Source organism: Lysinibacillus sp. BS3 (genome assembly GCF_039614735.1).
In the GTDB taxonomy this organism is placed as follows: Bacteria; Bacillota; Bacilli; order Bacillales_A; family Planococcaceae; genus Lysinibacillus; species Lysinibacillus capsici.
Genome location: NZ_CP154860.1, coordinates 3,793,922 through 3,816,300, shown reverse-complemented (window position 1 = coordinate 3,816,300; position 22,379 = coordinate 3,793,922). Strand labels below are relative to the sequence as shown.

Genomic DNA, 22,379 nt, shown 5'->3' with positions numbered 1-22,379 from the left:
CTGTAAAGAAGGTATAACAATGGATGTAAAGACAGACGTCCTTATAATTGGTAGTGGTATTGCTGCACTTCAGGCTGCTTTAGTGCTTGAAAAACATTTTCAAATACAAATTGTTACAAAATCATCTATATATATGAGTAGTTCTTATCGTGCACAAGGTGGGATTGCTGCTGTTACCAGTGAGGAGGATCATATTCAACATCATATTGCTGATACATTGAAAGCTGGAGAGTATCATCATGAGAAAAGGCATGTTAAAACACTTATAAAAGATGGCACTGAGATTATGCAAAACTATCTAAAGGATGGCCTCCCTGTTGATCGGCAGGTCGATGGAAAACCTGCTCTAGGACTTGAAGGAGCACATAGTCATCATCGTATTCTACATGCAGGTGGTGATCGTACTGGTCAGATTTTCATAGATTACTTGCTTCATAAACTTTCGCCCAAAACAAAGATCAATTGCTATGAAATGGCTTATGAGCTTTTACGGAATACAGATGGTGACTGTGTAGGAGTGCTAACTAAAGGAGAAAAAGGTACAAAACGTTATTTGGCTCATCATGTTATTTTAGCGACAGGTGGCGCAGGTGCCCTTTATTCAAGTACATCTAATTTTCCAACTAATACAGGGGATGGGATCGCATTAGCATTTCGAGCAGGCGCTGCCATTAGTGATATGGAATTTATGCAATTTCACCCGAGTCTTCTGTGGTGTAAAAATGAAGCAAAGGGATTAGTTTCTGAAGCTGTCAGAGGGGCTGGTGGTATTTTTGTTAATGCCCAGCATCAGCCCATTATGACAGGTTTACATGCTCAACTTGACCTAGCACCAAGACATATTACTGCACTTGCCCTATTTACAAAACGTGCAGCGGGTGAAGAAACGTTTATTGATATCACTAACATTCAAGACTTTGAAGCAAAGTTTCCAACAATTGCTCAGCTGTGCCATGTTCATCACGTTCATTTACAAGATGGTCTAATCCCCGTGGCTCCAGGAAGTCATTTCTTGATGGGTGGTGTTATTGCTGATGACAAAGGAAGAACTACTATACCGAACTTATATGCAGTCGGTGAGGTTGCCTGTACAGGCGTACATGGTGCGAATCGTTTAGCAAGTAACTCCCTATTGGAAGGTATTACATTTGGTCAAAAAATGGCGCAGTTCATTATTCAAAAAGGGTGTCATCAAAAAAACTTTTTACTGGAAAAGCATCAATGTCCTGATAAAATGCCACCTTTATTTAGCAAACCCCAATTACAGCAACACATGATGCGGTTCCTAGGTATTGTTAGAAATATTGATGACTTGCAACATTTTGTAAAGCAACTACCCTCCTTGCAATCACTTATTCAAGTTAATTTAAAGGGTCTAGAACTAGCTGAGTTGGAATTATTTATGATGCATGTAGTCGCCACATTAATGGCACATGCAGCAATTACGCGAACGGAAACAAGAGGAGCTCATATTCGGAAGGATAAATCCGAAATGAAATCACAATGGGCAAGTCGATGGATTATTTTTTCGCAAGGACAAATGAAAGTGAGGAACTCATTGTATGAATATCATCAAACTTGAGAAAATGCTCAAGCAATTTTTTAATGAGGATTTAGGAGATGGAGATTTATCGAGTGAATTTATCTTTTCAGCCGAACAACAGGGAGCTTTTTCTTTTTACGCGAAAGAAAGCGGAATTTTTTGTGGGGCTAACATTATTGAGCATGGCTTTCTCTTACTCGATCGATCAATCGAAGTCAACCTTCATACAAAAGATGGAGAGATGGTGAAGTCAGGTGATGTACTCGCTGTGATTAAAGGTCCCTTACAAAAATTATTAATCGGTGAGCGTGTCATTTTAAATCTTATTCAACGTATGTCTGCTATTGCAACGGCTGCCCATCTTGCCGTTCAAGAAACAGTAGGTACTCACGCAAAAATATGTGATACGCGTAAAACACTACCAGGACTGCGTATGCTAGATAAATATGCTGTTAGAATTGGTGGTGCTTTTAATCATCGTAATGGCCTGTACGACGCAATTATGCTAAAGGACAATCATATTGCCTTTGCTGGTAGCATTACAAAGGCAGTTCAGACCGCTAGAGCGAAAGTCGGTCATACCGTAAAAATTGAAGTTGAAATTGAATCAAAAGAACAATTAGAAGAAGCTATCAACGCAGGAGCAGATATTATTATGTTTGATAACCGTAGCCCAGAAGAAATCCGTGCATGGCTTCCCATTGTTCCTCCCACTATTGCGACTGAAGCATCTGGGGGCATCACACTTGAAAATTTAAAGGCTTATGCCCAAACGGGTATTCAATGGATTTCACTTGGCTCCTTAACACATTCAGTTAAAGCTTTTGATATTAGTGCACTCGTTCAAATGAAAGGAGATCATTCCCTTGTCCATCACTAGTTTATTACAACAGACGACATTACTCCCAGAGCATTATCGGGCACTATCTGTAAAGGAAATGGAATCTCGTATTTTATCAATAAAGAAAAAATTAGGTTCTAAATTATTTATTCCTGGCCACCATTATCAAAAAGATGAAGTCATTCAATTTGCAGATTCAACTGGGGATTCTTTACAGTTAGCTCAATTATCTGCAGCAAATAAGGAAGCTGAACACATCGTATTTTGCGGTGTACATTTTATGGCAGAAACTGCTGATATGCTGACAACGAAACAGCAACATGTCTATTTACCAGATATGCGCGCTGGTTGTTCAATGGCTGATATGGCTGATATTTATCAAACTGAACAAGCATGGCCAATTCTTCAAGAACTCTTTGGTGATACGATTATTCCTCTAACCTATGTTAACTCAACTGCGGCTATTAAAGCCTTTACTGGAAGACATGGTGGTGCTTGTGTCACTTCATCGAATGCAAAGGAACTTGTTCAATGGGCTTTTACCCAAAAACAGCGTATCTTCTTTTTACCTGACCAACATTTAGGAAGAAATACTGCCTATGATTTAGGTATACCTCTTGAAAATATGGCTGTTTGGAATCCACATAAGAACTTGCTCGAAACAAAAGAGCCACTTGAAAATATCCAGGTTATTCTTTGGAAGGGTCACTGCTCTGTGCACGAAGGTTTTACTGTTCAACATACAGAGGTTATTCGCAAAGAACACCCGACTATGAGGATAATTGTTCACCCTGAGTGCAGCCGTGAAGTGGTTGCAGCGGCTGATGATGCAGGCTCCACAAAATACATTATTGATACAATCAATCGAGCTCCAAGCGGATCTGCATGGGCAATTGGAACAGAAATGAACCTTGTCAATCGCATTATTAAGCAGCATCCTGATAAACATATTGTCTCCTTAAACGAAAACTTTTGTCCTTGTTTAACAATGAATCGAATTGACCTTCCACATTTGTTATGGAGCTTAGAAAGTATTGAGCAAGGTCAACCTCATAACCGTATACAAGTAGATGAACATACTACCGCTGAAGCACTTAGTTCACTTGAAAGAATGCTAGCCAGAGGATAAATAGTTAAAACTTTTTAAACAGAAAGGTTGAAGATATAACCTTTCTGTTTTTGTTGACATAACGCCTACTTCTAATAGTGCTAATGGCTTCCATTTGCGCCCCGCTTTGCTATAATTGACACGACTTTATGCTCCATGATACTGTCAATTTGGAGGTGATACTAAATGGCTTTTCAATCGAAAAATATCTTTATCAATTTACCAGTACAAGATCTAAACAAATCTATCAGTTTTTTTAAGGAATTAGGTTTTGAGTTCAATCAACAATTCAGTGATGAAACAACAGCCTCAATGATTATTAGTGAAAATATCTTCGTATTAATAATGGTTGAAGAACGATTTAAAGGATTTAGTAAGAAAGAAGTTACAGATACTACTACTTCTGCAGAAGCAATCTTATGTCTTTCTGCTGAAAATCGTGAACAAGTAGATCAATTAGTGAATAAGGCTCTTGCCTCTGGTGGTAAACCTTATAGTGAACCACAAGATCACGGATTTATGTATGGTTGGGGTTTTCAAGATGTAGATGGGCATATCTGGGAAGTAGTTTATATGGATGAAAATGCATTGAATCAAGAGTAAATTTTGTATCTATGAATATCAAAAAACAGTAGATGCAATTGCATCTACTGTTTCTAGTATGACCCGTACGGGATTCGAACCCGTGTTACCGCCGTGAAAGGGCGGTGTCTTAACCACTTGACCAACGGGCCCATGGCGGAGAAGGAGGGATTTGAACCCTCGCGCCGGTTACCCGACCTACACCCTTAGCAGGGGCGCCTCTTCAGCCTCTTGAGTACTTCCCCAAAATAAAAATGGCTCCGAAGGCAGGACTCGAACCTGCGACAACCTGATTAACAGTCAGGTGCTACTACCAACTGAGCTACTTCGGAATAATGGTGGGCCTAAATGGACTCGAACCATCGACCTCACGCTTATCAGGCGTGCGCTCTAACCAGCTGAGCTATAGGCCCTTGGAGCGGGTGATGGGAATCGAACCCACGACATCAGCTTGGAAGGCTGAGGTTTTACCATTAAACTACACCCGCATAAATGGTGGGTCAGGACGGAATCGAACCGCCGACACTTAGAGCTTCAATCTAATGCTCTACCAACTGAGCTACTGACCCATTTCGTCCATGCTAAGCTTGCTCACTCTTTTGCTTCTCATGACTTTTATCTTTAAAAATGGCGGTCCCGACCGGGATCGAACCGGCGATCTCCTGCGTGACAGGCAGGCATGTTAACCGCTACACCACGGGACCTTTTGGTTGCGGGGGCCGGATTTGAACCAACGACCTTCGGGTTATGAGCCCGACGAGCTACCACTGCTCCACCCCGCGATAATTTTATGTTGTTTCGAGTTTTTAAAGCACCATTTATAAAAATTTAAAACTGGAGGAGGTAGAGGGATTCGAACCCCCGCGCGGTGTTACCCGCCTGTCGGTTTTCAAGACCGATCCCTTCAGCCAGACTTGGGTATACCTCCGTTACAATATATAAATGGTGGACCTTGCAGGACTCGAACCTGCGACCGGACGGTTATGAGCCGTCTGCTCTAACCAACTGAGCTAAAGGTCCTTTAAGATGGCGGCAGAGGGGATCGAACCCCCGACCTTACGGGTATGAACCGTACGCTCTAGCCAGCTGAGCTACGCCGCCAGGATCTTTATACTGGTTAATTTACTTATGGTGGAGCCTAGCGGGATCGAACCGCTGACCTCCTGCGTGCAAGGCAGGCGCTCTCCCAGCTGAGCTAAGGCCCCATAATCTTTTTGGAAATGGTCGGGAAGACAGGATTCGAACCTGCGACCCCTTGGTCCCAAACCAAGTGCTCTACCAAGCTGAGCTACTTCCCGTTGTTCTTTTGGCGCGCCCGACAGGAGTCGAACCCATAACCTTCTGATCCGTAGTCAGACGCTCTATCCAATTGAGCTACGGGCGCATTTAAAATGGTGCCGAGGACCGGAATCGAACCGGTACGGTAGTCACCTACCGCAGGATTTTAAGTCCTGTGCGTCTGCCAGTTCCGCCACCCCGGCACATTTGGAGCGGAAGACGAGGTTCGAACTCGCGACCCCCACCTTGGCAAGGTGGTGTTCTACCACTGAACTACTTCCGCATGTGCATAAGCTTTTTTATCTGGCAATGAAAATAATGGTGCGGGTGAAGGGAGTCGAACCCCCACGCCTTGCGGCGCTAGATCCTAAGTCTAGTGCGTCTGCCAATTCCGCCACACCCGCTTATTATTATTTATAAATGGTGAGCCATGAAGGACTCGAACCTTCGACCCTCTGATTAAAAGTCAGATGCTCTACCAACTGAGCTAATGGCTCGAAAAAATGGTGCCGGCTATAGGAATCGAACCCACGACCTACTGATTACAAGTCAGTTGCTCTACCTGCTGAGCTAAACCGGCATATGGTGGAGGATGACGGGCTCGAACCGCCGACCCTCTGCTTGTAAGGCAGATGCTCTCCCAGCTGAGCTAATCCTCCTGGGTATTATGCCTAGCGACGTCCTACTCTCACAGGGGGAAGCCCCCAACTACCATCGGTGCTAAAGAGCTTAACTTCCGTGTTCGGTATGGGAACGGGTGTGACCTCTTTGCCATCATCACTAGACTATGGTCGACCTTCCATACACGGCGTACTGCTGTATCTAGAAGCTCTCTTTTTAGAAAGATTTGCTCTTTCAAAACTGGATAAACGGTGCATTGAATGTTTCAAACGTTTTGGTTAAGTCCTCGATCGATTAGTATTCGTCAGCTCCATGTGTCACCACACTTCCACCTCGAACCTATCTACCTCATCGTCTTTGAGGGATCTTACTTACTTGCGTAATGGGAAATCTCATCTTGAGGGGGGCTTCATGCTTAGATGCTTTCAGCACTTATCCCGTCCACACATAGCTACCCAGCGATGCCTTTGGCAAGACAACTGGTACACCAGCGGTGTGTCCATCCCGGTCCTCTCGTACTAAGGACAGCTCCTCTCAAATTTCCTACGCCCACGACGGATAGGGACCGAACTGTCTCACGACGTTCTGAACCCAGCTCGCGTACCGCTTTAATGGGCGAACAGCCCAACCCTTGGGACCGACTACAGCCCCAGGATGCGATGAGCCGACATCGAGGTGCCAAACCTCCCCGTCGATGTGGACTCTTGGGGGAGATAAGCCTGTTATCCCCGGGGTAGCTTTTATCCGTTGAGCGATGGCCCTTCCATGCGGAACCACCGGATCACTAAGCCCGTCTTTCGACCCTGCTCGACTTGTAGGTCTCGCAGTCAAGCTCCCTTGTGCCTTTACACTCTACGAATGATTTCCAACCATTCTGAGGGAACCTTTGGGCGCCTCCGTTACCTTTTAGGAGGCGACCGCCCCAGTCAAACTGTCCGCCTGACACTGTCTCCTGCCCCGCTAAGGGGCATGGGTTAGAATTTCAATACAACCAGGGTAGTATCCCACCGACGCCTCCTTCGAAGCTGGCGCTCCGAGATCTCTGGCTCCTACCTATCCTGTACAAGTTGTACCAAAATTCAATATCAGGCTACAGTAAAGCTCCACGGGGTCTTTCCGTCCTGTCGCGGGTAACCTGCATCTTCACAGGTACTATAATTTCACCGAGTCTCTCGTTGAGACAGTGCCCAGATCGTTACGCCTTTCGTGCGGGTCGGAACTTACCCGACAAGGAATTTCGCTACCTTAGGACCGTTATAGTTACGGCCGCCGTTTACTGGGGCTTCAATTCGCAGCTTCGCTTGCGCTAACCACTCCTCTTAACCTTCCAGCACCGGGCAGGCGTCAGCCCCTATACGTCACCTTACGGTTTTGCAGAGACCTGTGTTTTTGCTAAACAGTCGCCTGGGCCTATTCACTGCGGCTCTCATGCGCTTGCACGCTCAAGAGCACCCCTTCTCCCGAAGTTACGGGGTCATTTTGCCGAGTTCCTTAACGAGAGTTCTCTCGCACACCTTAGGATTCTCTCCTCGACTACCTGTGTCGGTTTGCGGTACGGGCACCTCTCACCTCGATAGAGGCTTTTCTTGGCAGTGTGAAATCAGGAACTTCGTCCATACGGACTCGCCATCACAGCTCAACGTTACAGTGTGCGGATTTGCCTACACACACGCCTTACTGCTTGGACGCGCACAACCAACGGCGCGCTTACCCTATCCTACTGCGTCCCCCCATTTCTCAAACGGTGAGGAGGTGGTACAGGAATATCAACCTGTTGTCCATCGCCTACGCCTATCGGCCTCGGCTTAGGTCCCGACTAACCCTGAGCGGACGAGCCTTCCTCAGGAAACCTTAGTCATACGGTGGACGGGATTCTCACCCGTCTTTCGCTACTCATACCGGCATTCTCACTTCTAAGCGCTCCACCAGTCCTTCCGATCTGACTTCAACGCACTTAGAACGCTCTCCTACCACTGACATCGTAGATGTCAATCCACAGCTTCGGTGAATCGTTTAGCCCCGATACATTTTCGGCGCAGCGTCACTCGACCAGTGAGCTATTACGCACTCTTTAAATGATGGCTGCTTCTAAGCCAACATCCTGGTTGTCTGTGCAACGCCACATCCTTTTCCACTTAACGATTACTTTGGGACCTTAGCTGGTGGTCTGGGCTGTTTCCCTTTTGACTACGGATCTTATCACTCGCAGTCTGACTCCCGTGTATAAATATCTGGCATTCGGAGTTTGTCTGAATTCGGTAAACCGGGATGGCCCCCTAGTCCAAACAGTGCTCTACCTCCAGTATTCTCATCACGAGGCTAGCCCTAAAGCTATTTCGGAGAGAACCAGCTATCTCCAAGTTCGATTGGAATTTCTCCGCTACCCACACCTCATCCCCGCACTTTTCAACGTGCGTGGGTTCGGGCCTCCAGTAAGTGTTACCTCACCTTCACCCTGGACATGGGTAGATCACCTGGTTTCGGGTCTACGACCACGTACTATTTCGCCCTATTCAGACTCGCTTTCGCTGCGGCTCCGCCTTCTAAAGCTTAACCTTGCACGTAATCGTAACTCGCCGGTTCATTCTACAAAAGGCACGCTATCACCCATTAACGGGCTCTAACTACTTGTAGGCACACGGTTTCAGGATCTCTTTCACTCCCCTTCCGGGGTGCTTTTCACCTTTCCCTCACGGTACTGGTTCACTATCGGTCACTAGGTAGTATTTAGCCTTGGGAGATGGTCCTCCCGGATTCCGACGGAATTTCACGTGTTCCGCCGTACTCAGGATCCACTCAGGAGAGAACGAACTTTCGACTACAGGGCTTTTACCTGCTCTGGCGGACCTTTCCAAGTCGCTTCATCTAACTCGCTCTTTTGTAACTCCGTATAGAGTGTCCTACAACCCCAAGAGGCAAGCCTCTTGGTTTGGGCTCTTCCCGTTTCGCTCGCCGCTACTCAGGGAATCGATTTTTCTTTCTCTTCCTCCAGGTACTTAGATGTTTCAGTTCCCTGGGTCTGCCTTCAAGACGCTATGTATTCACGTCAAGATACTACGCGATTAAACGTAGTGGGTTCCCCCATTCGGAAATCTCCGGATCAAAGCTCACTTACAGCTCCCCGAAGCATATCGGTGTTAGTGCCGTCCTTCTTCGGCTCCTAGTGCCAAGGCATTCGCCGTGCGCCCTTAATAACTTAACCAAGTTATTAAGCCTATAAAAAACTTAAAAAATAAATGTGTTTGTTACAATTTCAATGTCGTTTTATCCAGTTTTCAAAGAACAAGTTTTGAAGTGTTTCATTCAGATAGAATGAACCTTCAAAACTGAACGCAAAACGTAATCTTACAAACCCAAGGTTTGTATTCCGAAATAATCCTTAGAAAGGAGGTGATCCAGCCGCACCTTCCGATACGGCTACCTTGTTACGACTTCACCCCAATCATCTATCCCACCTTCGGCGGCTGGCTCCAAAAGGTTACCTCACCGACTTCGGGTGTTACAAACTCTCGTGGTGTGACGGGCGGTGTGTACAAGGCCCGGGAACGTATTCACCGCGGCATGCTGATCCGCGATTACTAGCGATTCCGGCTTCATGTAGGCGAGTTGCAGCCTACAATCCGAACTGAGAACGACTTTATCGGATTAGCTCCCTCTCGCGAGTTGGCAACCGTTTGTATCGTCCATTGTAGCACGTGTGTAGCCCAGGTCATAAGGGGCATGATGATTTGACGTCATCCCCACCTTCCTCCGGTTTGTCACCGGCAGTCACCTTAGAGTGCCCAACTAAATGATGGCAACTAAGATCAAGGGTTGCGCTCGTTGCGGGACTTAACCCAACATCTCACGACACGAGCTGACGACAACCATGCACCACCTGTCACCGTTGCCCCCGAAGGGGAAACTATATCTCTACAGTGGTCAACGGGATGTCAAGACCTGGTAAGGTTCTTCGCGTTGCTTCGAATTAAACCACATGCTCCACCGCTTGTGCGGGCCCCCGTCAATTCCTTTGAGTTTCAGTCTTGCGACCGTACTCCCCAGGCGGAGTGCTTAATGCGTTAGCTGCAGCACTAAGGGGCGGAAACCCCCTAACACTTAGCACTCATCGTTTACGGCGTGGACTACCAGGGTATCTAATCCTGTTTGCTCCCCACGCTTTCGCGCCTCAGCGTCAGTTACAGACCAGAAAGTCGCCTTCGCCACTGGTGTTCCTCCAAATCTCTACGCATTTCACCGCTACACTTGGAATTCCACTTTCCTCTTCTGCACTCAAGTCCCCCAGTTTCCAATGACCCTCCACGGTTGAGCCGTGGGCTTTCACATCAGACTTAAAGGACCGCCTGCGCGCGCTTTACGCCCAATAATTCCGGACAACGCTTGCCACCTACGTATTACCGCGGCTGCTGGCACGTAGTTAGCCGTGGCTTTCTAATAAGGTACCGTCAAGGTACAGCCAGTTACTACTGTACTTGTTCTTCCCTTACAACAGAGTTTTACGATCCGAAAACCTTCTTCACTCACGCGGCGTTGCTCCATCAGGCTTTCGCCCATTGTGGAAGATTCCCTACTGCTGCCTCCCGTAGGAGTCTGGGCCGTGTCTCAGTCCCAGTGTGGCCGATCACCCTCTCAGGTCGGCTACGCATCGTCGCCTTGGTGAGCCGTTACCTCACCAACTAGCTAATGCGCCGCGGGCCCATCCTATAGCGACAGCCGAAACCGTCTTTCAGTCTTTCACCATGAAGCAAAAGAGATTATTCGGTATTAGCCCCGGTTTCCCGGAGTTATCCCAAACTATAGGGTAGGTTGCCCACGTGTTACTCACCCGTCCGCCGCTAACGTCAAAGGAGCAAGCTCCTTTTCTGTTCGCTCGACTTGCATGTATTAGGCACGCCGCCAGCGTTCGTCCTGAGCCAGGATCAAACTCTCCATAAAAGAAATTTGATTAGCTCAAATTGTTTTGCTGGCATCATGTTTGATGTCCAAAATTGTGTTTTATTCACTAGCAAAACTAGCTACTTAAAACTTTATTGATTACGTTTTGCTTGTTCAGTTTTCAAGGTTCATTTTATTTAAGTCGTTTTCAGCGACTTTATTATCTTATCTCATTCCCAACTAAAAGTCAACAACTTTTCAAAACTTTATTTTCAAGCGTTCCTTCTTGTTAAGGACAAGTAATAATATATAATATAGCATTTTAAAAATCAAGCATTTTTCTTAAAAAAATTAAAAATCTTTTTAATATCTATTACAAACAATAGAATTCCTGCTAATACAATCAATCCACCGATGATTTGTGTCATGATTAAATACTCTTTAAATATCACCAAAGCTAAAAGAGCAGCTCCTACAGGCTCAAATAATATAGCAATTGAAACAACATTCGTACTAACATATTTAATTGACCAATTAAACAAAGTATGACCAAGTAAATTTGGTATTAACGCTAATAAGATAAACCATAACCAATCCATCGAAGAATATGGACCAAAAGATTCCCCTTTAACCATTACATATATAAATAAAGTGATGGTACTTACAACATATACAACCATTGTATAGGTTACAAGTGATAATCTCTTACGTACATCCTGTCCTAATAGAAAATAAGCTGTCGCTAGGGCACAAGCAACGAGCGCCAGTACATCTCCATATAAGGCTGTTCCACTTACTTTAAAATCGCCCCAACTAATTAAAATACTTCCTATTATTGCAATTGATCCTGCTACGATTGTTTTCACCGTAATTTTCTCTTTAAAGAAAAAGTAAGTGCCCACAAACGCAAACAAAGGTTGTAGTGTTACTAAAACTGTTGAACTTGCTACTGAAGTATAGTTGAGTGATTCAAACCATAATATAAAATGAAAAGCTAAAAAAATCCCTGCAACTGAAGAAAATAGCCAATCACGTCTTTTTAAAGTCGTTAACTCCTTTGTATATCCCCTTAAAAACCATGGCGCCATGATTAAAACGGAAAATAGCATGCGATAAAATGCTATAATCCCCGCTTCCGCCGATGCTAATTTCACAAAAATAGCTGACATCGATACTGAAATTACACCAATCACAATCGGGATGTATGGATGGATTTTTGGCTGCTCCAAAAAACCCCACCTTCCTAAAAAAATACTTATATGTCCTTACTTCATGTTGTACAATACAAAAAAGTGATGCACATATAATAATGACAGTTTGCATATCTCTTAGCAATACGAAATATCAATGGAGGGTTGTGTATGGAAACATTATTCGAAAATATGATTACATATGAAGTTGGCATAAAATTAGTTATTGCAGCCACATTAAGTTTAGTAATCGGTATCGAAAGGGAATTAAAGAAAAAACCAGTTGGATTAAAAACAAGTTTAGTTATTGCTACTTTCAGCTGCTTATTAACGATTATCTCCATTGAAACTGCCTACTCAACCCCCGCTAGAGAAGATATTAATATTACGATGGACCCTCTTCGTTTAGCCGCACAAATTGTTAGTGGAATTGGCTTTCTTGGTGCAGGAGTCATTCTAAGACGCGGGAATGACAGCATTACGGGTTTAACAACCGCTGCTATGATTTGGGGAGCCGCTGGTATTGGTATTGCGGTTGGTGCAGGTTTTTACATGGATGCAACACTAGCTGTTGTGATCATTGTTTTTGGAATTGAAGTACTATCACCTTTTCTTATGAAAATCGGACCAAAGCGAATTCGTATGCGGGAAATTTTATTAAAAGTCCAAATTGATGATGACAACCATACAGAATCATTTCTATTATTTTTAAAGGACAACAACATTATCATTGAAAATATACGCATTAAAGATGTGCACTTAAAAAACGATAGTGTTTTACATGAGTTAGATTTACGTCTTTCCTTAATCGTCTCGGATAATTTGTTGTCATTTTATCGTTCATTACGAGCACTATCTTATATAGAAAAAATCGAAATGGAAATTTTAAACTAGTTGGAGGATTTTTTATGGCAGAACTATTAAAACTACTAAAAGACGGTAACAAACCCTCTCTAATGGCTGCATGTGTAAATGCATTTTTAGGAATTATTAAAGGAATCGCCTTTTTCTTTACAGGTAACGTTGCGATGTTTGCAGAAATGATGCACTCTCTAGGCGATGCAGCAAACCAATTATTTGTGTATATAGGGTCAGCACTCTCTAAAAAGGCACCTACAAAACAATTTCCCGGTGGCTTTGGTCGTATTGTCAATTTAGTATGCCTTTTCGCCGTAATAATTGTAGCTATCCTTTCTTATGAAACAATAAAAGAAGGTTGGCATCATTTTATTCATCCCACAGGAGAGTCTAGCGGGATATTGATTGCCCTAGGAGTATTATTCATCGGGATTGTTTTAGAAGGGACAGTGCTAGCTAAAGCGGCTGCAGAAGTGCTACATGAATCAGGTCAAGAAAAAGCAGGTATCGCATCTATTCCGAAAGCATTCACATACTTGAATAGAGCAAAACCGGCAACAAAATTAGTTTTTATGGAAGATTTAGTTGCTACTGGGGGCAACTTCTTAGCCTTTGCTGCTATTTTAATTGCTTATTTTACAGGTTGGGGTCGAATAGAAGGACTAGTTTCGATGATAATTGGGGTCATGATGTTTTATGTTGTAGGTAAGGTATTCCTTGATAACGCACGTGGTGTCATTGGTGAAACTGATGAAGAGATGTTAAACCATATCGCTCATCTCGTAATGGATGATCCAAATATCAAAGATATTGTGCGTCTTGAAGTGATTAAAGAAGGAGAGTTTTTACATGTAGAATTAGTGGCTGAAGCTGATCCGCTTTTATCGTTAGCCTTTTTAGATGATGTTCGGGATCATTTAACAGAGGTAATCCTAAGCCAAAAAGGAGTATCTAAAGTAGCTATATTATTCGACGAAGATGACGGGAAAACAAGCTGGATACACGTTGGTGAAAAACCAAACAACTCCATTTAATACTTTATAAAAACAAATAGCCAATTGCCGTATTTCAGGCAGTTGGCTATTTGTTAGACTAATTTTAAATTAGGAATATCCTCATAACCTACATAAACATGGTTTGTAATCATAAAAGTAAGTAATTTATTACAAGCAATCATTTGTCTTTTACCATTCTGCTGAATAACGATTTTTGAAAATAGTAAGGAGGCTTGACGATTAGCTAATGCATATTCTTCTGCATTGAGAATATTTCTGCCATCCACATGACAACCCAACACGAAATTTCCTAAAAAAGAATCCTTTAATACATTCGGATGCATGGATTGATAATGTACTTCAGCAATTGAATCTTCTATAATCATAAATTGATGGGCTACCAAATAATGTTTTAAAGCACCTTTTAAATCAATTGCAATAGCTGTATCTGCTAAAATTGTTCGATAATAAACAGGAACAATCTCAGCACCCCCCAAATACGGCTTAACTTCTACAACAATTTCTCCAGAAGGACGAACAAATAATTGTACAATTGCTTTATTTACACCATCCGAAAAAATAACATTCGTTTGCCCAAAACGCACGCTTTTAAAAAATATACTTTGATCTACAATGTATCCAGTGATAATTTTATCATTTTCAATTTGCAATGATTTCGCTTCAATCCCCAATACCTCTACACAATTTTGCATTTTATAAACATGTTGCTGAAATGGCATTTCTATACAACTTAATGTAACAATACGATCCTGTAGCAATTGTTTCAACATTTGATCCCTCTCCTCTTTGTTTAATATTGTAATTATTTTAGTAAAGGTGGCTGAACAACTTCTGAACATTGACACACGAATTGACTGATTACGACAAAAAACTATCCTTTTCTGTCATTCCATAAATCACCTTATAGTAAAATAATCTACAATATAGGTTGAATGACTCAATTAAAAACATGACTTTCCTCACTTAAAATAAAGAAAAATACATTTATATTCCTTCTATTATGTATCTATTTTATTATATTGCAGGACTAAAGAAACTTCTACGACAAAATTCTACATTAATCGTTAATTTTTCTTAACCTTGCAATAAAAAAAAGTATGAGGCTATAAGCATAGCCTCATACTTAAAGTATTAAAGAGAATTTCGTAAAATGGTTCTTACATCTTCCTCTTGCAATCGATTAAAGTTGCCAAAAGGGCCATTTTGCATAGCATGATCTACAATTTGCTGGAATTTCGAATCATCAATATCATAATCTGCCAAACGACTAGGTGCCCCTAATGATGTCCAAAATGCAGATAAACGATCAATCCCCTCATAAGCAACCTCTTCTACTGTTTTGCCTGTTGCATCGACTCCAAACACACGTGTTGCTATACCTGCAAAACGCTCAGGATTTACTGGTACATTTAAACGCATCCAATGCGGTTGAAGAATGGCTAAACCACCTGCATGTGGAATGTCATATACAGCAGACACTGCATGTTCAATATTATGAGATGCCCAATCCCCTCGTGAACCAATTGATAGGAATCCATTTAAACCAATTGTCCCTGCTAATAGAATGGTTTCGCGTAACTTTGTATTTTCTAGGTCCTCTAATAATTTTGGAGCTGTCGTAATAACCGTTCGCAATACCCCTTCACACATTTCATCTGTGATAGGAGTATTCGTTGTATTGTGGAAATATTGCTCAAATACATGTGACATCATATCCACTATTCCATACACAGTGTGATTTTTAGGTACAGTCACTGTATATGCTGGGTTTAGTATCGAAAATTTCGGGAAGGCTGCTGGACTACCCCAACTTAGTTTTTCTTCTGTAGCAGCATTCGTTATCACAGATCCAGCATTCATTTCTGAGCCTGTAGCAGCAAGTGTTAATACCGTTCCTAGTGGTATAGCTTGTTCTACAAACACTTTACGTTTCACGATATCCCAAGCATCTCCATCATACTTAGCGCCAGCAACAATTAATTTAGAACAATCGATTACTGAACCACCACCCACAGCAAGAACTAAGTCAATTCCTTCAGTTTTGCATATCTCAATACCTCGTCTAGCTGTTTCTACTCGTGGATTTGGCTCTACACCACCTAATTCAAATACGGTTTTATCCGCCTGTTGTAATTTTTCTATAACAGCATCGTATACACCATTCGATTTAATACTTCCTCCACCATATACAACTAATACCTTGTTTCCAAATTGCTCTAATTCTTTCGGCAATTTTTCAAGTGCATCCTCACCAAAATGTAGTTTCACTGGGTTAAAAAAAGTAAATGAATCCATCTAATTCGCCCCTTTCTAGTTGGATTTTCTCATAATTACGCTAGAGAAAGCAAAGATTAAACGCTGTCAACACTTTGCTATTTCGAAAGCGTTTTTTCAAACTGTTCAGATTTTGTTCAGACAATAGTTGTATAGTACTACTCATTACATAAAATAAAAGGAATTTTTGCACATGCTTATTATTGTAATTGTTGTCGTAACCATAATTTTGGGCTTTTTTCTGCTAAGATTTTTTAAAATCAAAAAAATAAGGAACGAAAAAAAGATGCTATTAGAGCAGCGCCTAGACCACCTTCTTCAATCAAATAAAAACGAAAAAAATGAGTCATCCCAATAATATAGGAATGACTCATTATCTTCTTTTTACTTAAACCCAACCACGGAAGCGAGAAGCTTCTGCAGTACGGCGAACACCTACCATGTAAGCTGCTAAGCGCATGTTGATGTTACGTGTTGTTGCTGTTGTATATACATTATCAAATGCTTCGACCATTTTTTTGTATAGACGTTCTTCCACTTCTTCTTCTGTCCAATAATAACCTTGGTTATTTTGCACCCATTCAAAGTAAGAAACTGTAACTCCACCTGCAGAGGCTAATACGTCTGGTACAAGTAAAATGCCACGCTCTGTTAAGATTTTAGTTGCTTCAGCTGTTGTTGGACCATTTGCTGCTTCTACTACGATATTTGCTTTCACATTATGTGCATTGTCAGCAGTAATTTGGTTTTCAATAGCAGCTGGTACTAAAATATCACAATCAAGCTCTAACAATTCTTTGTTTGAAATTGTGTTTTCAAATAGAGTAGTTACTGTTCCGAAGCTATCGCGACGATCTAATAAATAGTCGATATCTAAACCTTCAGGATCATGAAGTGCACCATAAGCATCTGAAATACCGATTACTTTCGCACCTAAATCATGCATGAATTTTGCAAGGAAGCTTCCTGCGTTACCAAATCCTTGAATAACAACACGAGCACCTTTAATATCAATACCACGTTTTTTTGCTGCTTCTTCGATTACGATTGTAACACCTTGTGCAGTCGCACGGTCACGACCTTGAGAACCACCAAGTACTAGTGGCTTACCAGTGATGAAGCCTGGAGAGTTGAACTCATCCATTCGGCTATATTCATCCATCATCCATGCCATAATTTGTGCATTTGTAAATACGTCTGGCGCAGGAATATCTTTTGTTGGTCCTACGATTTGACTTACCGCACGAACATAGCCACGGCTTAAACGTTCGATTTCGCCCATTGACATTTGACGAGGATCACAAATGACACCGCCTTTACCACCGCCGTACGGTAGATCGACAATACCACATTTCAATGTCATCCACATTGAAAGCGCTTTAACTTCCTCCTCAGACACTTGTGGGTGGAAACGAACCCCACCTTTAGTTGGTCCTACAGCATCATTATGTTGTGCACGGTAACCAGTAAATACTTTTGTTGTACCATCATCCATTTTCACTGGGATACGTACTTGTAGCATGCGAAGCGGTTCTTTTAGTAATTCATACATTGCTTCATCATAGCCAAGTTTATTTAGAGCATCTTGAATGACATCTTGTGTTGATGTGAAAAGATTTAAGTTTTCAGACATTATTAAATCGCCTCTTTGTTTTTTTTAATGATAGTTATCGGCATCATTGTAACATACTTCCGAATTAAAATGTGAACATTTTGTTAAAGTTTAAATACTTTTTCAATTTGTTCAATTGACCAATCTAAATCCTCTTGAGAAATAACAAGTGGTGGTGCAAAACGAATTACTGTATCATGTGTTTCTTTACATAATAGACCTAATTCTTTAAGTTTTTCACAGTATGGACGAGCCGCTTCTGTTAGCTCCATACCGATAAATAAACCACGACCACGTACTTCCTTAATAACTGGGTTGTTAATTTCTTTTAATTTACCTTTGAAGTATTCGCCAAGTTCGTGTGAACGCTCTGCTAATTTTTCATCTAATAATACTTTAATTGATGCAATTGAAACTGCACAAGCTAAAGGATTACCGCCAAAAGTTGAACCATGTGAACCCGGGTTGAATACACCTAAAATACTACGGTTTGCAGCCACACAAGAAATTGGGAATACGCCGCCACCTAGAGCTTTACCCAAGATATACATATCTGGTTCTACTTCTTCCCAATCACAAGCAAACATTTTACCTGTACGTGCTAAACCAGCTTGAATTTCGTCAGCAATGAAAAGTACATTGTTTTCACGGCAAAGTTCACGAGCTGCTTTTAAGAAGCCTTCTGTTGGAATGACGATACCCGCTTCACCTTGAATTGGCTCAATTAAAAATGCAGCAGTGTTTGGTGTAATAGCCGCTTTTAAAGCTTCAAGATTACCATAATCTACTAATTTAACATTTGGTAGCATTGGACCAAAACCACGACGGTATTCTTCATCAGAAGATAAAGATACAGCTAGCATTGTACGACCATGGAAGTTACCATTACATGCAATAACTTCAGCTTTACCCTCTTCTACGCCTTTTACATCATATGCCCAACGACGAGCTGCTTTAAACGCAGTTTCTACTGCTTCAGCACCAGTATTCATTGGTAATACCATTTCTTTATTTGTTAATTTCCCTACTAGCTCATACCATTCACCAAGGTTTTCACTGTAAAAAGCACGTGAAGTTAACGTTACTTTATCAGCTTGCTCTTTTAAAGCAGCGATAATTTTTGGGTGACGGTGTCCTTGGTTTACTGCTGAATAAGCAGATAACATATCTAAATATTTGTTACCTTCTGGATCTTTAACCCAAGCACCCTCAGCCTCTGAAATAACGATTGGCAGTGGATGATAGTTTGCTGCACCAAAATTTTGTGTTTGTTCAATAACTTGTTGAGTTTTTGTCATATCCTATTCTCTCCTTACTAATCATGTTGAAAAACTTTATAAAAGAAAGGGACTATGTATCACTATAAGTAGAATGATTAAGAATATAGCAACAATTCAAACGGTAAATTTGCTAACTTCTCCAAGGTAAACTACGTCATGAAAGTCTACGGTTTTAGCCAGGTAGCGTTACCTGGAGAAGTGTCACAAATTCATTCAAAATGCCTCAATTTCTACCTACTTTGAACAGCCCTCACGTCAATGTGAAAATTAAAGCATTTCTGAAGTTGTTTTTGCTTGCATATGCAGTTGTAGGTAGTCTGGGCCACCTGCTTTTGAATCTGTACCTGACATGTTGAAGCCACCAAATGGTTGGTAACCTACGATTGCACCTGTACAGCCACGGTTGAAGTAAAGGTTTCCTACATGGAATTCTTCACGTGCTTTTTCTAGGTTCATACGGTTTGTTGTGATAACAGCGCCTGTTAAACCGTATTCTGTATCGTTTGCAATTTCAATCGCATGGTCGAAATCTTTTGCTTTTGCAATGGCTACCACTGGTCCGAAGATTTCTTCCTTCATAATACGAGCAGAAGGCTCTACGTCCGCGAATACAGTTGGTTGTACGAAGTAGCCGACTGAATCGTCTGCTGTACCACCAGCTACTAAACGACCTTCGCCTTTACCGATTTCGATGTACTCTGTAATTTTATTGAATGCTGCTTGGTCAATAACTGTTGCCATGAAGTTGCTATAATCAGTTGGGTCACCCACTGTTAAAGCGTTTGTTAACTCTTCTACGCGATTTACCACTTGCTCATACACATCTTCTACGATGACAGCACGAGAACATGCTGAACATTTTTGACCTGAGAAACCAAATGCTGATTTCACGATGGATTGTGCAGCTAATTCTAAATCTGCTTCTTTATCCACTACGATTGTATCTTTACCGCCCATTTCAGCGATGACACGTTTAATCCAAATTTGGCCTTCGTTTAATACAGATGCACGTTGGTTGATACGTAAGCCAACATCACGTGAACCTGTGAAGCTGATGAAGCGTGTTTTTGGATGATCGACTAAGTAGTCACCTACTTCAGCACCAGAACCTGGTACGAAGTTCACCGCACCTGCTGGAAGACCAGCTTCTTCTAATACTTCGATAAATTTATACGCTATAACTGGCGTTGTTGAAGCTGGTTTTAATAACACTGTATTCCCTGTTACTAAAGCAGCTACTGTTGTACCAGCCATGATTGCAAATGGGAAGTTCCAAGGAGAAATGACAATACCGATTCCTAATGGAATGTAGTCATAACGATTATATTCACCTGGACGGCTTTCGACTGGCTGACCGTTTTTAATGCGTAGCATTTGGCGACCATAGTATTCCATGAAGTCGATTGCTTCCGCTGTATCTGCATCAGCCTCTGCCCATGGTTTCCCCGCTTCTTTTGTTAATAGTGCAGAGAATTCATGTTTGCGACGACGGATAATCGCTGCCGCTTTGAAAAGAACGTCCGCACGAATGGCTGGATCAACTTTTTTCCATGTTTTGAATGTTTCATCTGCCGCTTGCATCGCTTTTTCAGCTAAATCTTTGCTTGCTTTCGAAACGCGACCAATGACTTCTGTTTTCTTTGCAGGATTGTACGAAACGATTTTATCTTCTGTTGTAATGCGCTCGCCACCAATAATTAGTGGGTAGTCTTGACCTAAGTAACCTTCAACTTTATTTAAAGCCTCTACATAAGCATTGTAGTTTGCCTCTTGTGAAAAATCTGTGAATGGTTCGTGTTTGTATGGAATCATACTTAATCCTCCCTTGTGAGATGTGTTTGGGTATGCAAAAAACATTGACGCAAAATATCTTTGCGTATAAAATATTCTTACACTTATTATAATGCAAAATTTCGTTGCATATTTCAAGTAAAAAATTTTTGAGGTGCACATTTTTATGAAAAATTCTGAACCTTTACTACCTTTTTATGAGTTTATTGCAACAAATGTATCCGTTGGTATTCATGCAGTAGACCTATCTGGCAAAACGATTATTTACAATACGAAAATGAAAGAAATTGAAGGATTTCATTTTGATGAACTTGCGGATCGTTCCATTATTGAAATGTTTTCCTTCCGTCAACATGAAAGTACGTTAATGCGTGTTTTACAAACGGGAAAAAAAGAAATTAACGTTAAACAATCCTACTGGAATAAAAATGGTCATGAAATTACAACAATCAATGATACTTTTCCACTTTTTGTTGAAGGCAAACTGATTGGCGCAATTGAATTTGCACGTGATATTACCTCTCTGGAAAAGCTTGTTTATCAACCCCTTCGTCGTTACGATGAACCATTAACATTTGATATGATTAAAGCTGATTCTGAATCCATGAAGCAGGTTATCGACAACGCTAAAAAAGCAGCTGCTGTAAAATTACCAGTATTATTAATTGGCGAATCTGGCACAGGGAAAGACTTAGTAGCAGAGGGCATTCACCACGCCGCTTCACCTGATCCTGATGCCTTTGTGACACTCGTTAGTCGCCGTTCAGCTCAATCGGTGCTTGATAAATTACAGCAATTATTAGAAGAAGATAAAGATTACACCTTCTTCTTCGAACGTATAGATTTTTTAAGCTTAGACATTCAAGAGCAACTTTTGGATATACTACATTCACTTCCACAGTCCAAATATATGCTAATTGGCAGTGTGGGCAGTGATCCCATTACATTGATTGCCGAAAAGAAGCTGTCAAAATCTCTATATTATTTCTTTGCTACAATGGCCATTACCATTCCTAATTTAACGGATCGAAAAGAAGACATTCTTCCATTTGTAGAAGATTATTTTAGTCGACATCGAGAACGATTTGCTTCACAAGTCACTGAACTTGCACCAGATGTACAGGAATTATTTTTACAATATGATTGGCCAGGAAATCTAAAAGAGCTTGAGCTACTACTGGATGAAATTGTTTCATTTATGACAACGGAATCCACTGTTACTTCGGATTTATTACCTTTACATTTCCGCTTCAAAGTGCAGCAACAAGATACAAATAATCGTGAACCAGAATTTTTTATGTTCCATCAAAATCACAATGTCATGCCACTCGATGCCTATTTGCGTGAAGCCGAATCATATTATGTGCAAAATGTCTTAAATTTATATGAGGGCAATATTACAAAGGCAGCGAATGCACTTGGTATGAGCAGACAAAACCTGCAATATCGAATCCGCAAAATAAAAAAGCAATAGAAAAAACGAGGATACTTTCATTCGAAAGCATCCTCG

13 protein-coding genes, 20 tRNA genes and 3 rRNA genes are annotated in these 22,379 nt (G+C 41.6%); 7 read left to right on the top strand and 29 right to left on the bottom strand.

Features of this window, described 5'->3' with window-relative positions:
- Window positions 1–19: 19 nt before the first annotated feature.
- The 4 genes from nadB to AAJG31_RS18885 all read left to right on the top strand — a co-directional run bounded on the left by nadB (window position 20) and on the right by AAJG31_RS18885 (window position 4,095).
- Window positions 20–1,582 (top strand): L-aspartate oxidase, encoded by a 1,563-nt coding sequence (gene nadB, locus AAJG31_RS18900; RefSeq protein WP_103118699.1) that lies wholly within the window; start codon window positions 20–22, stop codon window positions 1,580–1,582.
- Window positions 1,563–2,423 carry a carboxylating nicotinate-nucleotide diphosphorylase gene (gene nadC, locus AAJG31_RS18895; protein ID WP_279495841.1) on the top strand — a complete coding sequence of 287 codons (861 nt, stop codon included), beginning with the start codon at window positions 1,563–1,565 and terminating at the stop codon, window positions 2,421–2,423. The genes nadB and nadC overlap by 20 nt, the downstream gene beginning before the upstream one ends.
- On the top strand, window positions 2,410–3,513 hold the full coding sequence (gene nadA, locus AAJG31_RS18890) for a quinolinate synthase NadA (protein WP_054548463.1): 1,104 nt from the start codon (window positions 2,410–2,412) through the stop codon (window positions 3,511–3,513). Before nadC ends, nadA begins: the two co-directional genes overlap by 14 nt.
- A gap of 165 nt (window positions 3,514–3,678) precedes the next feature.
- Window positions 3,679–4,095: a VOC family protein gene (locus AAJG31_RS18885; RefSeq protein WP_279495843.1), complete on the top strand. Its 417-nt coding sequence runs from the start codon at window positions 3,679–3,681 to the stop codon at window positions 4,093–4,095.
- A 59-nt stretch (window positions 4,096–4,154) separates the two neighbouring features.
- Here the strand turns inward: AAJG31_RS18885 and AAJG31_RS18880 are convergent.
- The 24 genes from AAJG31_RS18880 to AAJG31_RS18765 form a co-directional block, all read right to left on the bottom strand.
- Window positions 4,155–4,226 (bottom strand) — tRNA-Glu (locus AAJG31_RS18880).
- Between the two features lie 2 nt (window positions 4,227–4,228).
- A tRNA-Ser gene (locus tag AAJG31_RS18875) sits at window positions 4,229–4,319 on the bottom strand.
- 10 nt (window positions 4,320–4,329) lie between these two features.
- Window positions 4,330–4,406, bottom strand: a tRNA-Asn gene (locus AAJG31_RS18870).
- Between the two features lie 4 nt (window positions 4,407–4,410).
- A tRNA-Ile gene (locus AAJG31_RS18865) sits at window positions 4,411–4,487 on the bottom strand.
- Between the two features lies 1 nt (window position 4,488).
- Window positions 4,489–4,562: transfer RNA gene (locus AAJG31_RS18860), tRNA-Gly, on the bottom strand.
- A gap of 5 nt (window positions 4,563–4,567) precedes the next feature.
- Window positions 4,568–4,643 (bottom strand) — tRNA-Phe (locus AAJG31_RS18855).
- 59 nt (window positions 4,644–4,702) lie between these two features.
- Window positions 4,703–4,778, bottom strand: a tRNA-Asp gene (locus AAJG31_RS18850).
- A gap of 3 nt (window positions 4,779–4,781) precedes the next feature.
- Window positions 4,782–4,856: transfer RNA gene (locus AAJG31_RS18845), tRNA-Met, on the bottom strand.
- 53 nt (window positions 4,857–4,909) lie between these two features.
- Window positions 4,910–5,002 (bottom strand) — tRNA-Ser (locus AAJG31_RS18840).
- Between the two features lie 15 nt (window positions 5,003–5,017).
- Window positions 5,018–5,094 (bottom strand) — tRNA-Ile (locus AAJG31_RS18835).
- Window positions 5,095–5,101: 7 nt separating this feature from the next.
- Window positions 5,102–5,175 (bottom strand) — tRNA-Met (locus AAJG31_RS18830).
- Between the two features lie 28 nt (window positions 5,176–5,203).
- Window positions 5,204–5,279 (bottom strand) — tRNA-Ala (locus AAJG31_RS18825).
- 16 nt (window positions 5,280–5,295) lie between these two features.
- Window positions 5,296–5,372 (bottom strand) — tRNA-Pro (locus AAJG31_RS18820).
- Window positions 5,373–5,381: 9 nt separating this feature from the next.
- Window positions 5,382–5,458: transfer RNA gene (locus AAJG31_RS18815), tRNA-Arg, on the bottom strand.
- Window positions 5,459–5,466: 8 nt separating this feature from the next.
- A tRNA-Leu gene (locus AAJG31_RS18810) sits at window positions 5,467–5,555 on the bottom strand.
- 5 nt (window positions 5,556–5,560) lie between these two features.
- Window positions 5,561–5,635: transfer RNA gene (locus AAJG31_RS18805), tRNA-Gly, on the bottom strand.
- 36 nt (window positions 5,636–5,671) lie between these two features.
- Window positions 5,672–5,756: transfer RNA gene (locus AAJG31_RS18800), tRNA-Leu, on the bottom strand.
- A 17-nt stretch (window positions 5,757–5,773) separates the two neighbouring features.
- A tRNA-Lys gene (locus AAJG31_RS18795) sits at window positions 5,774–5,849 on the bottom strand.
- 7 nt (window positions 5,850–5,856) lie between these two features.
- A tRNA-Thr gene (locus AAJG31_RS18790) sits at window positions 5,857–5,932 on the bottom strand.
- A 3-nt stretch (window positions 5,933–5,935) separates the two neighbouring features.
- Window positions 5,936–6,011, bottom strand: a tRNA-Val gene (locus AAJG31_RS18785).
- 10 nt (window positions 6,012–6,021) lie between these two features.
- Window positions 6,022–6,137, bottom strand: a 5S ribosomal RNA gene (gene rrf, locus AAJG31_RS18780).
- Window positions 6,138–6,247: 110 nt separating this feature from the next.
- Window positions 6,248–9,175: ribosomal RNA gene (locus tag AAJG31_RS18775) — 23S ribosomal RNA — on the bottom strand.
- A 181-nt stretch (window positions 9,176–9,356) separates the two neighbouring features.
- Window positions 9,357–10,908: ribosomal RNA gene (locus AAJG31_RS18770) — 16S ribosomal RNA — on the bottom strand.
- Together the 16S, 23S and 5S rRNA genes with 20 tRNA genes alongside form the textbook arrangement of a ribosomal RNA operon.
- A 269-nt stretch (window positions 10,909–11,177) precedes the next feature.
- Window positions 11,178–12,077, bottom strand: a complete 900-nt coding sequence (locus AAJG31_RS18765) for a DMT family transporter (protein ID WP_279495844.1) — start codon at window positions 12,075–12,077, stop codon at window positions 11,178–11,180.
- 132 nt (window positions 12,078–12,209) lie between these two features.
- Between AAJG31_RS18765 and AAJG31_RS18760 the strand changes: the two genes are divergently transcribed.
- Both AAJG31_RS18760 and AAJG31_RS18755 read left to right on the top strand, forming a co-directional pair.
- Window positions 12,210–12,932: an MgtC/SapB family protein gene (locus AAJG31_RS18760; RefSeq protein ID WP_004233792.1), complete on the top strand. Its 723-nt coding sequence runs from the start codon at window positions 12,210–12,212 to the stop codon at window positions 12,930–12,932.
- A gap of 14 nt (window positions 12,933–12,946) precedes the next feature.
- Complete coding sequence (locus AAJG31_RS18755; RefSeq protein ID WP_048395811.1) at window positions 12,947–13,930, top strand: cation diffusion facilitator family transporter; 984 nt, start codon at window positions 12,947–12,949, stop codon at window positions 13,928–13,930.
- A gap of 53 nt (window positions 13,931–13,983) precedes the next feature.
- Here the strand turns inward: AAJG31_RS18755 and AAJG31_RS18750 are convergent, their stop codons facing one another.
- From AAJG31_RS18750 to pruA, 5 genes are all read right to left on the bottom strand, one after another.
- Window positions 13,984–14,682, bottom strand: a complete 699-nt coding sequence (locus AAJG31_RS18750; protein WP_279495848.1) for a hypothetical protein — start codon at window positions 14,680–14,682, stop codon at window positions 13,984–13,986.
- Between the two features lie 361 nt (window positions 14,683–15,043).
- Window positions 15,044–16,207 carry an iron-containing alcohol dehydrogenase gene (locus tag AAJG31_RS18745; protein ID WP_279495850.1) on the bottom strand — a complete coding sequence of 388 codons (1,164 nt, stop codon included), beginning with the start codon at window positions 16,205–16,207 and terminating at the stop codon, window positions 15,044–15,046.
- A 367-nt stretch (window positions 16,208–16,574) separates the two neighbouring features.
- Window positions 16,575–17,819, bottom strand: a complete 1,245-nt coding sequence (locus AAJG31_RS18740; RefSeq protein WP_004233781.1) for a Glu/Leu/Phe/Val dehydrogenase — start codon at window positions 17,817–17,819, stop codon at window positions 16,575–16,577.
- 83 nt (window positions 17,820–17,902) lie between these two features.
- Window positions 17,903–19,096, bottom strand: coding sequence for an ornithine--oxo-acid transaminase (locus AAJG31_RS18735; RefSeq protein WP_004233780.1), 1,194 nt, complete (start codon window positions 19,094–19,096; stop codon window positions 17,903–17,905).
- 249 nt (window positions 19,097–19,345) lie between these two features.
- Window positions 19,346–20,890 carry an L-glutamate gamma-semialdehyde dehydrogenase gene (gene pruA / locus AAJG31_RS18730; protein ID WP_279495853.1) on the bottom strand — a complete coding sequence of 515 codons (1,545 nt, stop codon included), beginning with the start codon at window positions 20,888–20,890 and terminating at the stop codon, window positions 19,346–19,348.
- 145 nt (window positions 20,891–21,035) lie between these two features.
- Between pruA and AAJG31_RS18725 the strand changes: the two genes are divergently transcribed.
- Entirely contained in the window at window positions 21,036–22,343 is a 1,308-nt protein-coding gene (locus AAJG31_RS18725) for a sigma 54-interacting transcriptional regulator (protein ID WP_103118704.1), read from the top strand.
- The last annotated feature ends 36 nt before the right edge of the window (window positions 22,344–22,379 follow it).

Coding starts and splice junctions, on each gene's coding strand:
- pruA (WP_279495853.1), bottom strand. CDS start 20,890: ATGATTCCATACAAACACGAACCATTCACAGATTTTTCACAAGAGGCA.
- AAJG31_RS18735 (WP_004233780.1), bottom strand. CDS start 19,096: ATGACAAAAACTCAACAAGTTATTGAACAAACACAAAATTTTGGTGCA.
- AAJG31_RS18755 (WP_048395811.1), top strand. CDS start 12,947: ATGGCAGAACTATTAAAACTACTAAAAGACGGTAACAAACCCTCTCTA.
- AAJG31_RS18885 (WP_279495843.1), top strand. CDS start 3,679: ATGGCTTTTCAATCGAAAAATATCTTTATCAATTTACCAGTACAAGAT.
- AAJG31_RS18740 (WP_004233781.1), bottom strand. CDS start 17,819: ATGTCTGAAAACTTAAATCTTTTCACATCAACACAAGATGTCATTCAA.
- AAJG31_RS18725 (WP_103118704.1), top strand. CDS start 21,036: ATGAAAAATTCTGAACCTTTACTACCTTTTTATGAGTTTATTGCAACA.
- AAJG31_RS18745 (WP_279495850.1), bottom strand. CDS start 16,207: ATGGATTCATTTACTTTTTTTAACCCAGTGAAACTACATTTTGGTGAG.
- nadC (WP_279495841.1), top strand. CDS start 1,563: ATGAATATCATCAAACTTGAGAAAATGCTCAAGCAATTTTTTAATGAG.
- nadB (WP_103118699.1), top strand. CDS start 20: ATGGATGTAAAGACAGACGTCCTTATAATTGGTAGTGGTATTGCTGCA.
- AAJG31_RS18750 (WP_279495848.1), bottom strand. CDS start 14,682: ATGTTGAAACAATTGCTACAGGATCGTATTGTTACATTAAGTTGTATA.
- AAJG31_RS18760 (WP_004233792.1), top strand. CDS start 12,210: ATGGAAACATTATTCGAAAATATGATTACATATGAAGTTGGCATAAAA.